The organism is Caballeronia sp., assembly GCF_028292365.1.
Classification (GTDB): Bacteria; Pseudomonadota; Gammaproteobacteria; order Burkholderiales; family Burkholderiaceae; genus Caballeronia.
Window position 1 is genome coordinate 1 of sequence record NZ_JAQGMM010000114.1, and the last position, 13,519, is coordinate 13,519.

The 13,519-nt window shown below is 58.6% G+C and carries 11 protein-coding genes and 1 pseudogene; 7 read left to right on the forward strand and 5 right to left on the reverse strand.

The window, feature by feature from the left end; translation table 11 throughout:
- Positions 1 to 17: 17 nt before the first annotated feature.
- The 4 genes from JWR14_RS07085 to JWR14_RS07100 form a co-directional block, all read right to left on the reverse strand.
- Positions 18 to 1,340, reverse strand: coding sequence for a HAMP domain-containing sensor histidine kinase (locus JWR14_RS07085; protein WP_299703652.1), 1,323 nt, complete (start codon positions 1,338 to 1,340; stop codon positions 18 to 20).
- Positions 1,341 to 1,418: 78 nt separating this feature from the next.
- On the reverse strand, positions 1,419 to 2,102 hold the full coding sequence (locus JWR14_RS07090; protein ID WP_299703655.1) for a response regulator transcription factor: 684 nt from the start codon (positions 2,100 to 2,102) through the stop codon (positions 1,419 to 1,421).
- 971 nt (positions 2,103 to 3,073) lie between these two features.
- Entirely contained in the window at positions 3,074 to 3,343 is a 270-nt protein-coding gene (locus JWR14_RS07095) for an LrgB family protein (RefSeq protein WP_366144510.1), read from the reverse strand.
- Positions 3,289 to 3,420 (reverse strand): hypothetical protein, encoded by a 132-nt coding sequence (locus tag JWR14_RS07100; protein ID WP_299703660.1) that lies wholly within the window; start codon positions 3,418 to 3,420, stop codon positions 3,289 to 3,291. The genes JWR14_RS07095 and JWR14_RS07100 overlap by 55 nt, the downstream gene beginning before the upstream one ends.
- Before the next feature lie 462 nt (positions 3,421 to 3,882).
- On the opposite strand from JWR14_RS07100, the gene JWR14_RS07105 reads away from it, so the two are divergent.
- The 7 genes and pseudogenes from JWR14_RS07105 (at position 3,883) to JWR14_RS07135 (ending at position 12,924) form a co-directional block, all read left to right on the forward strand.
- Complete coding sequence (locus JWR14_RS07105; protein WP_299703662.1) at positions 3,883 to 5,793, forward strand: AAA family ATPase; 1,911 nt, start codon at positions 3,883 to 3,885, stop codon at positions 5,791 to 5,793.
- Positions 5,794 to 5,938: 145 nt separating this feature from the next.
- On the forward strand, positions 5,939 to 6,190 hold the full coding sequence (locus tag JWR14_RS07110) for a hypothetical protein (RefSeq protein WP_299703664.1): 252 nt from the start codon (positions 5,939 to 5,941) through the stop codon (positions 6,188 to 6,190).
- A 489-nt stretch (positions 6,191 to 6,679) separates the two neighbouring features.
- Positions 6,680 to 7,936 (forward strand): oxalate decarboxylase family bicupin, encoded by a 1,257-nt coding sequence (locus tag JWR14_RS07115; protein ID WP_299703666.1) that lies wholly within the window; start codon positions 6,680 to 6,682, stop codon positions 7,934 to 7,936.
- A 203-nt stretch (positions 7,937 to 8,139) separates the two neighbouring features.
- Positions 8,140 to 9,400, forward strand: a pseudogene (locus tag JWR14_RS07120) (Nramp family divalent metal transporter).
- A gap of 77 nt (positions 9,401 to 9,477) precedes the next feature.
- Complete coding sequence (locus tag JWR14_RS07125; protein ID WP_299703668.1) at positions 9,478 to 10,296, forward strand: formate/nitrite transporter family protein; 819 nt, start codon at positions 9,478 to 9,480, stop codon at positions 10,294 to 10,296.
- Positions 10,297 to 10,495: 199 nt separating this feature from the next.
- The gene (locus tag JWR14_RS07130) at positions 10,496 to 10,675 is read left to right on the forward strand and encodes a hypothetical protein (protein WP_299703670.1); all 180 of its coding nucleotides are present in this window, start codon (positions 10,496 to 10,498) and stop codon (positions 10,673 to 10,675) included.
- A 26-nt stretch (positions 10,676 to 10,701) separates the two neighbouring features.
- Complete coding sequence (locus JWR14_RS07135; protein WP_299703672.1) at positions 10,702 to 12,924, forward strand: xanthine dehydrogenase family protein molybdopterin-binding subunit; 2,223 nt, start codon at positions 10,702 to 10,704, stop codon at positions 12,922 to 12,924.
- Between the two features lie 130 nt (positions 12,925 to 13,054).
- Here the strand turns inward: JWR14_RS07135 and JWR14_RS07140 are convergent.
- Positions 13,055 to 13,519 (reverse strand): response regulator transcription factor (locus tag JWR14_RS07140; protein ID WP_299703673.1); only part of this gene is annotated, 465 nt, incomplete at its 5' end.

The following is a 13,519-nucleotide window of genomic DNA, read 5'->3' on the forward strand; positions in this document are numbered from 1 at the left end:
GCGGTTCAATCGAGCGTTCACGACCAGCACTCTATGGTCACGCGAGTGCCAGGCTCTGCATTGCCGATCTTCATGGTGAAGTTGTGGACCTGGATCACCGCTGAGACCATGCTAAGACCGAGACCCGAACCCGCGATATGGCGCGTCTGCTCGCTCCGATAGAATCGTTTCAGCACCGCCTGGCGTTCGCTGGACGGAATACCCGGTCCGTTGTCGACGATATCGACCTGTGGACCGAACGACGTCCGCGCGAGTGTTATGCACACCGTTCCGCATGTCGGCGCGAACTTGATCGCGTTATCAACCAGATTGCTGAACGCCTCGAACAGCAGCGCTCGGTCGGCGTGAATCGCGCCAACGGGTTCTATCTTCACCCGCAACTTGATTGCCTTACAATCCGCAAGCGGTTCGTAGAGTTCGCTGACTTCCGAGACGAGTGTCGCCAATTGCACCTCGGCAAAACCGCCGCGCCGCTGTAGCGCGCCGATCTCCGAGATGCGCAGCATCGCGCGGAACCGTTCCAGCAACTTATCCGTATTGGATCGCGCGCGGGCAACCAGGTTCGGCAACTGTTCATCGTTGAGTGTGTCCGCGCGCTCCGCGACCTGGACAAGCAACGTACGGACGTGGCCGAGCGGCGTAAGCAGATCGTGCGCGATGCCGTCGCATGTGCCCTTTACCTCGGTCATCAGGCGCTCGATTTCATCGAGCATGTGATTGACCAGATTCGACAACAGGTCCAGTTCGTCGTGGCCACCGGTCGGCAGACGCTGGTTGAGGTCACCTTGAGCAATCTGCACCGTCACGCGACGGATCGCCTTCACACGGCGCATCTGCAGCATGCCGAATGCAAGACCGACTGCGAGACCGGCCAAGAGGCAAAACATCCCGCCGCCGATCAGTGCATTGATGACGTCCTGGCGGATCGCAAGAATGTGCGTGAGATCGTGAGCGACGACCAGTATCGTACCGTCCCCGCGCCGCACCGCCATCGCGCGCACCACCGGCGCCTGTTTAACGCCGGCAACTGACAGCGTATGTTCAAGTGTCATGCCACGGCGCTCGACGGACAATCCAGGTGGAAGCATCAGCACGTCTCCTGCTATATGCGCACCATCCGCGGTGAACAGACCGTAGTAGTTGATGTGCATACGTTCGTGTTCAATCCGGCGTTGCAGAATGTCGGCGAGCTTATTGTCGGGTAATGAGCCGAAATAGACGAGCTGCCACTGGATCACGACGTCGGCTTTGCGCTCCATCTGGCCCGTCACCGCATACCCCATGTAGCCAATCAGTAGCATCACCGAGACCGAAAAGATGACGGCGTAGACTGACAGCATTCGAAACGTCGTCGTATTCCAGCTGCGACCCAACTGGGCGCTTTTGGTCGATGGCGGGGAATAGTTCAAGGCCTTGGATTACTTGAGGATATAGCCCGAGCCGCGCACAGTCTGGATCATGGGTTTCACCCCTGGCGGATCGATTTTTTTGCGCAACCGGCTCATATGGACGTCGACAAGATTGGTCCCGGGATCGAAGTGATAGCCCCACACGCTCTCGAACAGCATCGTGCGCGTAATAGTCTGTCCCACGTTCCGTACCATCAATTCGAGCACGCGATATTCAGTCGGTAGCAGCACGATTTCTTCGCCGTCACGCTTGGCCTTGCGGGAGAGCAAGTCCAGTTCGAGCGGTCCGACGCACAACATTGTCTCCTGTTGAACGGTCAGTGCCCGGCGTCGGCGCAGCAATACTTCGAGCCGCGCTATCAGCTCTTCGGGGATGAAGGGTTTCGCCAGGTAGTCATCGCCGCCGGCGCGCAAGCCGCGCACGCGCTCGTCTACATCGCCTAGCGCGCTCAATATCAATACTGGCGTCTGAATGCCGACACTGTGTATCGTCGCCAGAAGGCTGAGCCCATCTATGCCGGGCAACATCCGGTCCAGCGTGATCGCATCGTATTCGTCGGTCATCGCCCGTGCCAGCCCTTCGGAGCCGTTGTCCACCCAGTCGACCGAAAATCCGTGTTCTTCCAGTTCATAAATGATTTCATTCGCAATAAGTTGGTCATCTTCGATAGTCAGTACTCTCGATATAGTCATTTCACGGCTCCTTGAACGCGGCGATATTGGTTGTACGTGTGGACAAATCACGCGCCGTACTTCTGCACAAAGTACGCTCGCGCTGATCCGGAGCTATGTCGATCTACTCGAGGCTAGTGGTACTTCGAGCAGTCCCCCGCATCGCCGGGCTCGTGATAAACCGGTTCGGTAATCTCGCGCACGGGCTGGTCGTGATGCAATGACGAAACGCGCCTTGACGATACTCGGTGGTAGTTGACGCAAATCTGACCAGCACGTTACAAATTCGCAATGAAACACCCTGTCACGCAATCGCCCATCCATAATCTCGTGTTCGCGCGAAACGGCTTATCTAAGCGGTCGAACACAATATGTCGTTCACGCTCATCTGGAGGGAGTGGCGGCGAGCGCTCCAGCTTCGGGCGGTGCGCCCTGCGCCCTTTCAGCGAAGTGCCCGTTTTGCACAGAAGTCGGCTGCGTGTAATCGAATCCGGCTCGTCGATGCAGACAGTGGAGTTCTCACGTTAGGCTTCTCGCAGACTAGTCGTATAGTCGTATCGAATCCTTAATTTATCCTCAGGTCTGGAGGGTTTGTGACTTTCGAACATCGTGGTTTCTGTGTGACCGCGGATGCTGTGGCGGATGAGCTCGGCGTCCAGTGGGTAAGCCATGCAGTGATTGAACGTACCGACAGGGATAAGAGTAAAGGCAGGCCCTCGGCCCTTGAAAGGGTCATTCCAAGGGCGAAGATCGACCCATTGATGGCACTCAGTGCGCTTGAGTATCGCGCGCGAACCGAGATAGATGATTGGCATGAACGAGGGCAAGCGTAGGTCCATTCATTCGCTTGACGGGACCTTCCTTAACCGAATAACGCTACCCTTCGGTCCGACCTCATTACAAGGGCTTCAGCACAACTACGGGCCGCTCTGCCCCTCGAACAGAATCCGCCGACGCTGTGCTTGGCGTGACGGCTCGGGCGGAACGCAACTTTACTTAGGCCAAAGCATGGCGAGCAGCGGAACGATGCACGCGGTAACGATGCCGTTCATCCCGATGCCGATCGCCGCGAAGGCGGCGGCAATACCGCTGAGCGGTGCGATCTGGGAGGCCGCGACCCCGCTGCCCGCCACGCCCGCGGCGAGGCCATGGGAGCGCCAATCGTCCACGCGGAACCAACGCAGGATCATTTGACCGATCACAGCCGCTACACTGATATCTGCATTCCGGCTGCGACTATGATGGAGATGGTCAGGACCCACAACTCGATGGCGGTGAAGCGGGGGTATCTAATCTTCACCATCATGATCTTCCTTATGTGCCACGATGAGAATTTCATCAGTACTCCTGCCTCTGAGTTCCATCACTGTATGGTCTGTCGCGCTGATGTACGTTGCAACCGATAAAAATCCAGTTACGTAGAACGTCTGACAGGTCGCGCCTCACAAAACGATCGTACCGTCCAAGGAAACAAGATATGCGGGCGATCCAAAGAAAACCATTGTACGAATGGTCACCGCAGTCCTCCGTGAGTGTAGAGCCCGGATACCTTTGTATAGTCGACAGCGCCAGTACTTGCGGCTATGTTCCGGGAGCCGGTACCTGTCAGCCGGTGATACGCAGGTATAAGACATCCATTCCGAAGCAGGAGCAATCCAATTCGTTCATGGAATGGTCCTGTTCCGGAACAAACGCGCCCATCGGATCAGCGTGTCGGATAACAAAACGGTAATGTCGCTGACGGTGTGACGCAATGTGTAGATCGCATACTGAACGCAGCTTCCTCTTTAGGAATCAATTGATGAAACCGGCAAAGAATTCGCTTTGGTCCCGATACGGGCGCTACACGACGCTCGCGGTGACCGCCACGGCCTTCGCGGGACTCGTCATGTTTCTGCTCTGGCGCCACGAGCAACACGCACAACTTTCGCCGGCGCTTGGCGGAGTCGCAAACCAGATGCGCATCGATGCATCGGCGTGGACGCATCAGGAGAAAGACGCTTCTGAACTGCTGCGCGATATTCGCGAGCAGGACGTGACGGCGATCGGCGTGAGCCCGAATGCGATTCTAGTGTCGACACGCGATGGCGTGAAGTACTTCGTTACCGACCGCAACGCGACTTTCTCCAGTGCACTGCTGCTTGGCGAAATAAAGCACGACGCGCGCGCGCCGTATCAGCTCGCGTGGCTGCCGGATGCGAACATTCGCATGGGCATGTCATGCTGGATCGATGCATTCGAGAAGATGCACGATGTGCTTGGTCCGATGCTGCCGCTGTTGCTGATCGGTGGCTTGATCTGGTTCATGCGCCGTGAAATGACGGCCGGCGCGAAGCTGCTCGAGCGTGCACCGGCGCTTTGCTTCGACGACGTGATCGGCGCGGGAGAAGCAAAGGCCGCGCTCTCCGACATTCAGACCTATCTGACCAACCCTAAGCCGTTCACCAAAATGGGTGTGCGCGCGCCTTGCGGAATCTTGATGGTCGGCGGCCCGGGCGTCGGCAAGACGCGTCTCGCGCAGGCGCTCGCAGGCGAATGCGGCGCAAACTTCATTTCGATTACCGGCAGCTATTTCAGCGCGAAGTACTACGGCGTCGGCATTCAGAAGGTCAAGCGGCTTTTCGAGCTCGCGCGCAAGAATGCGCCGACCGTGATTTTCATCGACGAAGCCGACGGCCTCGCGAAACGCACGGACACGGGCGGCGGTCCTGTTGAAGCGGAGAGCAACCGGATCATCAATCAGTTGCTTGCGGAAATGGATGGTTTTGCGTCGAACGAAGGCGTGATCATCGTTGCGGCGACCAATCATCCAGACAATCTCGACGAAGCGTTGCGCCGTCCGGGTCGTTTCGATCGCACCGTGCAGGTTCGTCTGCCCGATCTCGAAGACCGCACGAAGATATTTAGTTTCTACGCCGCGAAGCTGACATCGAAATCCGATGACATCGACTTCAATCAACTGGCGCGTTTGACGACGGGGCTTTCGCCGGCCACGCTCGCGATGATCGTCAATCAGGCTGGACTAGTCGCGCACAAAGTGGGCGCTGACGAGGTGGCGTCGAAACATTTCGTCGAGGTGATCAAGATTGCGCGCATAGGCGACGTAAGCGGCGCTGAACGCGCGCTCAACGACGACGAACGCAAGCGGATCGCGGTTCACGAAGCGGGCCACGGACTCGTCGCCGCATTGCTCGGCACTGGCGTGCTTGAAGAGGTCACGATTCTGCCGCGTGGCGGCGCATTGGGCGCCGCGCTGATCACGAAGACGCAGGACAAGCACCTGTACCTGGAGACCGAAATACGCAACGAGATTCAGGTGCTGCTAGGCGGACGGAATGCGGAATTGTTGATGTTCTCGGAAGCATCGAGCGGTGCCGCGCAGGACTTGCAGGAAGCGTCGCGGATCGGCCTTGATATGGTGTCGAAGTTCGGCTTCAACGCGGATGGCAATCTGTTCAGCCTTGCGGCATTGCCGGCGCAGTACGCCGGTTTGCAGATGAAAACCTCAATCGGGCACGCGAACATTCTGCTGAAGGACTTGAATGAAGCATGCTACGCGCTGCTGCACGACAACGAGCCGGTGCTGCGCGCGATAGCCGAGGAACTGCTCGAATCGGAGACGATGCCGGGCGCGACAGTCTATCGGTTGATCGACGAGCACAAGGCAATGAAGGACGGATTTCATCTTGGGCAAAAGCTGGCGGCGGCCTGAAGATTGCCCATGAATTGAGCCCGCTTCGAACGAAAGCCGGACATCCTAGATTCTTCTGTTTAATTGCTCACGCTGGCTGCGGACAGTTAGCAAAACAGACTATTGAGAATCTCTGCCGAAATGCATCGAACTGTACTCGAGGTGAATGAGCCCTACTGCGTATGGACCCTATGGGACGGTGGGCCGATTTCTAGCAGAAGTCGGCATTCCGCTCAGCAACAACGCCGGCTCTTTCGTCCTTGCCCAGGTCTACGGCGGCCTCGCGTACTTCACTACTGCAGCCCGCACGGCTTTCGAGAACGTGCCGATAGCGCTCGAAGAAGTGGCTCACGACCTCGGTGCAACTCCGTTCCAGTACCACCTGTTCCGCGGCAAGGTCATCCCGGTCCACCATTGATCGACAGCCGCTAAATGATCGTCAGGCGGCCAGCTCGACGTGGCGGTACTCGAGGCCCTACCCCACGATTGAACGTGTTCCGTCGCCGCAGGCGATTGGCATACGCGTTCTCCTATCACCCTGCGTGAATCGCACCGCGACAAGCATTGCGATGCAATTCCATTCAGCTTGCTAAACATACCTGTCTTCCTGAACGTGAACACGTTCAGCGACATCCCGGTTTAATCATTATTTGCCATCAAATATTTCTTCGACGCTGATCCGCGCCTTGAGGCTCGCGAGGTCGATCTTTGCCGGTTTATGAAGAATGTTTAACGATCATTTTACTATTTAAGCGGCACCGCCGAATTACTATCCTCCCCAGGAGGTGCTGATTTACATCGAGCACTTCATCGTTCAGATCCCGTCTTGAAACCGTACGTTTTCTTTCGTACATGAAATAATTGTAAGCAGTATTAAATTAATTAGGATGACGAAAGGAAATGAAACATGACTGACCTGTCTCGACGCAAAATACTGATCGGCGCCGCCGCTTCCGCAGCAGCAATCGGGGTCACTGCCACGGCAAAGGCCGCCTCGTTCGGGAACCCGGATCACCCGGCCCAGGGCGCAATCAATGCCAGGAGCCCGTCGAGCCTGACCGATCCAGGGCCACAGAACCCGGCGCTTGCCAGCCAGTTTCCGTCGACGCAAAACCCGCCTGCCACGGACGTGGGCGGAATGGCTGAATTCTGGGCCTCTTTTAATAACGCGCCCAAACGAATTCAGAATGGCGGTTGGGCACGCGAGGTTACACAGGATGATTTTGCAATTTCCACCGATATTTCCGGCGTGAATATGCGTCTCTCGAAATACGGCATTCGCGAAATGCACTGGCACCAGCAAGCCGAGTGGGCAGTCATGCTCGACGGTGGATGCCGCGTGACGGTACTCGACGAGCTCGGCCGTCCTCAGGTGGCCGAGGTGAAGACAGGCGACCTCTGGTATTTCCCGCCGGGGCTGCCGCATTCGCTGCAGGGCATCGGTCCAGATGGCGCCGAATTTCTGCTCGCCTTCGACAATGGCAAGTCATCCGAATTCAACACCCTCCTCGTCACCGACTGGATCGCGCACACGCCACCGGAGGTTCTAGCTCAGAACTTCGGTGTACCTGCCGAATCGTTCAAGAACATCCCGGTCGACAACCTCTGGATTTTCCAGGGTGGCGATCCCGGCCCACTCGCTGACGCCCAGCGCGCGGTGACTTCGCCGCTCGGCGCCCCCACGCACCCGTTCGTCTTCCCCATGAGCAGCCTGACGCCGGTGCGCAAGACCGCTGGCGGCATGGTGCAGATCGCCGACAGCCGGAACTTCAAGGCCTCTACGACGGTCGCGGCTGCGCTTGTCACCGTCAAGCCCGGCGGCATGCGCGAGCTCCACTGGCACCCCAATGCCGACGAATGGCAGTACTACATAAAGGGCGAGGCCCGAATGACCGTGTTCGATACGGGTCCGCGAGCACTCACGAACGATTTCCGCGCGGGCGACATCGGCTATGTAAAGAAGAGCCTCGGCCACTACGTCCAGAACGTCGGCAACACCGATCTCGTGTTCCTCGAGATCTTCAAGGCCGATCACTATGCCGAAGTTTCGCTCTCCGACTGGCTGACGCATACGCCGCCGCGAATGGTGATGGAGCATCTGAACATCACCCCGGAAGTTCTCGCGATGTTCCCCAAGACCCGGCCCGATGTCGTGCCGGTCTGAGCGTCCCGGCGCAGAAGTCCTTGGTGAAAAGCGTGTTTAACGGCGAGCGGATCCGCCGTCAAACGTGAGCCGGCCGGCCGCATAAGCGAGCGAGTGAGCGAGCTGTTGCTTCGTGCGGTGCGCGCTCAGTTGGATTCATAGAGATAGACAAGGTACTTACGATGCTCACGCTGTTCAAGCTGCGTCAGGCGAACGCAGCACCGATGCCTGGCGCAACCCATCGGACGGAGGTCGCCGCGCGCGAGGCGCTGAGCGGACAGCGCAAGGGCTTGAGTGCCTTCCTCCCGTTCGTGGGTCCGGCAATGATTGCATCGGTCGCGTACATGGATCCGGGCAACTTCGCCACCAACATCCAGGCGGGTTCAACGTGCGGCTATGAACTGCTATGGGTCGTCATGCTCGCCAGCATGGCCGCGATGCTGTTTCAGGCGATGTCTGCAAAGCTCGGCATCGTCACTGGCAGCAACCTCGCCGAGCTTTGCCGCGAGCAATTTCCAACGCCCGTTGCGATCGGCATGTGGTGTGCATCGGAGGTCGCCGCAATGGCAACCGACATCGCCGAATTCCTGGGCGGCGCACTGGGCGTCTCGCTTCTCTTTCACGTATCGATTTTATTCGGCCTCGTCGTCACCGGCGTGGTCACGTCCGCGATCCTGTTGCTCGATAAGGGCGGTTTCCGGCCGATCGAGATTTTGATTGCGTTGCTTGTCGCCGCGATCGGGCTCAGCTTCGTCTGCGAGCTCGCGATCGCACCGCCCGATTGGCATGCGGCGCTGACGGGCAGCGTGCTGCCAAGCCTGCATGGCACAACTGCCGTCACGCTGGCCGTCGGGATTATTGGCGCGACCATCATGCCGCACACACTCTATCTGCACTCGGGTCTCACGCAAAACCGCACGCCGGCGTAATGACGATGAACGGCGCCGGTTGCTGGCGCTTTCGAACCGGGAGGTGCTCGTCGCACTCGGGATCGCTGGCTTCGTGAATCTCGCCATGGTCATGATGTTCGCATCCGTATTCAGTAAATCGGAGCCCGGAATCTCGGACATCAGCGTCGCCTACCACGCACTGGTCCCGCTGCTCGGCATAGGGGCCGCCACCGTGTTCCTGATCTCGCTCATAGCGTCTGGGATATCCAGCTCCGTCGTCGGCACCATGGCCGGCCAGGTGGTCATACAAGGCTTCGTGAACGTGAGGATTTCGGTATGGGTACGCCGCGTCGTCACGATGATCCCCGCGTTCGTCATCGGCCTGCATTTCAATGTCGTTGACGCGATGATCATGAGCCAGGTGGCGCTGAGTTTCATTCTGCCGTTGCCACTGATCGCGCTCGTCGTGCTGTCGTCCCGCCGCGCCGTGATGGGCAACTACGCGGCCGGCAAGATGACCGTAGGCGCGGCCGCCTTCACAACTGTTGTCATCGTCTTGCTGAATGCCAGCTTGATCCATCAGGCGCTTGCATAGCGAGTCGAAGCGGCATGCACGCTTCGGACATCAAGCTTGCCAAAGGCGCCGCCCGTCTCATATAACCAGGAGAAGTCATGTACGCAGATAGCATCGATAAATTCGCGGAGGTCGGCGCCCATAAAGTGTCAGCTATCGTCCGCTCGCCGCTTGCGTTTTTGATTGGCGCAGCAATGGCCGGTGCCTATATCGGGTTCGGCGACATACTGATGTTTTCGGTCGGCGCGCATGTCGATCCGGCTTATGTTCATCTAATCATGGGCGCGGTATTTGCCTGTGCGCTGACCATCGTCATATTCGCTGGTTCGGATCTGTTCACGGGTACAGCGATGTATATGCCCCTTGCGGTATTTCGGGGCGAGACCGGCATCGGGGGCATGGTGCTGGTATGGATCGTGTGCTGGATCGGAAACCTGATCGGCGCCGTAGTGCTCGCTGCTATTCTTCACGCCGCCGGTGGCGGCGTGTTGCTGACCGACGGGTCAGAGATTTTCTTTAAGACCGTAGTGGTGAAGATGACCACGCCGGCCGTTCCACTGTTTGCGAAGGGCCTGCTGTGCAATTGGCTCGTATGCCTCGCAATCTGGATGGGAGGCCGGACGAATAATGACGGCGCAAAGCTTGGCCTCATTTTCTGGCCGGTGTTTGCTTTCGTTGCGAGCGGGTTCGAGCACAGCGTCGCGAACATGTTTGTATTCGCACTCGCACTCATCGGCGAGCACCCGGCCGACGTTACGCTCGCCGGCGCCATCCACAATGAAATCTTCGTGACGTTGGGCAATCTTGTCGGTGGCGCAGTCTTCATGGGCCTTGGTTATTGGCTGCAGGACGGCGGTATTCGTCATTCGTCGACAGCAATCATGCGGGCGTCGGCCGAGAGCATTCACACAAAATAATCTGATCTCGAGTATTCATCCGCTAAGCGAGGCATCCACTGCATCCGAACCACCGCTGAGACTTCGGAAATTTCAAAAGTTTAATCTTGGCGTCGGTCCGGTTTTATATCGCTGATGTTAAAAAAGAGCGGTCAGTCGGACACGGCACACAACGCGATGCACGGTGCCCCGACCCATAATTCAGCGGAGAATTCGCTTCATGGACGAAGAGTCCCGGAAACCAGGCGCGAGCCAACATGACGCCGAGCCCGCGGCGCTGCGGGCGGCGGCCGAGCCCGCGCTCCAGTCAGCGTGCCCGCAGAGCCAGAACGGCTTCAAGGTCGAACTTGCTAAACGCTGCATCCAGCAAACCCTCAAGTCGGCTACACAGACTGCTTGACCCAATGGTCGTGACGCGGAGAGAACGTGCAATTAGCTAGTAATAAAACGCAGCCGATCATTGGCGGCGACTTCACCCGAATTGATGGACCGGTCAAGGTCAGCGGTGCGGCGACATACACGTCGGATTTCAACTTTCCAGGGATGCTTTACGCCGTACCGGTTTGCGCGACGATCGCCAAGGGGCGCATCGATCAACTGGAGACGGCCGCTGCCTCGAAGATGCCAGGAGTCCGGGCTGTCTTCACACGCGAGAACATCGGAAAGTTCTATCGCATCGGCTTCGGACCCAGAATTGACGAAAGACGCCCGCCGCTCGACGACGACATCATCTCGTACTACGGCCAGTACATTGCAGTCGTAGTGGCCGATACGTTCGAGCAGGCAACCGCCGCGTCCAGTGCAGTGAAGGCGCGGTATGCGCAGAGCCGGCCCGATGTAACGATCCAGATGTCGGCAGAGGGGACGCCGTCCGTCGACACGCAGCGCGGCGACGCAGAGGCGGCATTCGCAGCCGCATCCGATGCGCTGAAGCTGGACCACGCCTACACGACGCCGATCGAAACGCACAACCCGATCGAACTGCATGCGACGGTGGCCGTATTCGATGGCACGAACTACACGCTCTACGAAACGACGCAGTCGATTGTCAACCAGCGGCAGATGATGGCGCAGATGCTCGGCGTGCCGGAAAACCAGGTGCGCGTGATCATGAAGTATCTAGGATCTGGATTCGGCGGCAAGCTCTTTCCGTGGTCCCACTCGCTTCTCGCCGCCGCGGCGGCCCGCAGTCTGAGGCGGCCCGTCAAGCTGGTACTGACCCGCGAGATGATGTTCCAGAACGTGGGCCACCGTCCGGGCACGGAGCAGCGCATACGCTTGTCGGCAACACGCGATGGACGTTTGACATCGCTGCAGCAGCACTTCATCTATCAAACAGCCCGCCTGGACACACGCAAAGAGAATTGCGGCGAGGCGACGGGCTATCTCTACAGCTCGCCGAACCTGCAAGTGACGGCAGCCCCTGCGCGCCGGGACATCGCACCCAGCACATCAATGCGCGGCCCGGGCGCCGTCCCTGGCTTGTTTGCACTCGAATCCGCCGTTGACGAACTCGCCATCAAGCTCAATATCGACCCTGTCCAGTTACGCCTTATCAATGAGCCAGCAATCGACGAAAGCCTGAATGTGCCCTTTTCCTCCCGGCACCTCAAGGAGTGCCTGACGCGCGGCGCGGAGCAATTTGGCTGGGCAGCACGCAAGACGCCGGTCGGGTCGATGCATCGTGACGGTCTGGTGATCGGCTGGGGAGTGGCAGCGGGATCGTGGCAGGCACAACGATCCGCAGCGGAGGCTATTGTTGAACTGAACGCCGATGCAACGGCGCGCGTGTTGACAGCTACTCAGGACATTGGCACGGGAACGTACACTGTACTCGCTCAGATGGTGGCCAATGTGACCGGGATCGCGCTCGACCGGATTTCAGTCGTGATCGGTGACACACGCTTGCCTCCCGGCCCGATGTCCGGGGGATCGAGGGCTACGGCGTCGCTGATTCCGGCCGTGGCGCAAGCGGCGCAGGCGGCGGTCCAGCACCTTTTGCTCACCGCAGCCGAAGCAGGTAACTCTCCCTTCAACGGGCAGAAGGTGGATGTACTTGGTTTTGAGCAAGGGATGGTGTATCGCCGAGGAACCTCGCCGGGAGCAGGGGTGCCCTTCGAGCGGATTCTAGGGCCGGCAGGAATCAACACGGTAGTGGGAAGGGGGCGATCCGGACCCAATCAGGACGATCCTGGCGCGAAGCGCGTGTCAGTCCACTCGTACTGCGCGCATTTTGTCGAGGTTACATGGCAGCCTGAAACAGCGCGGTTGCGAGTCAGTCGCGTGGTGAGCGTGATCGATGGGGGCAAGATCATCAATACCCGTACGGCCCGCAACCAGATCGAAGGAGCCGTAGTGATGGGGGTCGGCATGGCACTATTCGAACAGACGAACTACGACAGCCGTTCCGGTGCCCCGATCAACCGCAGCCTCGCCGACTATGTCATGACCACGCATGCCGACGCACCGAAGATTGACGTCACGTTCCTCGACTATCCGGATCTCGCATTAAATCCGCTCGGTGCGCGCGGTGTCGGAGAGATTGGAATCGCGGGTATTGCGCCAGCGATTGTGAACGCTGTTTATCATGCGACGGGCGTACGCGTGCGTAATCTTCCGGTTCGGATCGAAGACCTGTTGGGCGCTTAGGCCACTTTCCGGCCCTGGATACGATTCACGTAGCCGTTATTCGCTCGATCAGATCACGCCGCCATCAGGTGCGGCGGTAGTAGCAAGGCGATGTGCTTGACGAACGGGTCACTGCTGCGTGAAAGGCCGTTTATGCCAGGATGTAACCGCATCCCCGCACTGTCTGGATGAGCGCCGTCGTGCCCGGCGGGTCGATCTTGCGACACAGACGCCCCATGTGAACATCGATCAGATTTGTACCCGGGTCGAAGTGGTAACCCCAGACCGCTTCGAACAACATCGTCCGGGTAATTGTCTGGCCCGAAAGCCTGACCATGAATTCGAGGATGCGGTATTCGGTTGGCAACAGCGTGATTTCTTTTTCGTCACGAGTGACCTTGCGCGAAACGAGATCGATCTTGAGCGGACCCACCTCGAGCGTCGTTGCGTCCTTCGGTGACTGATCCGACCGTCTGCGCAAGAGCATGTCCACCCGGGCGGTGAGTTCGTCAGGGTCGAAGGGCTTCGTCAGGTAGTCGTCGCCGCAAGCCCGCAGCCCTCGCACTTTTTCATCGACATCTCCGAGAGCGCTCAGCATCAACACGGGAGTCTGGAT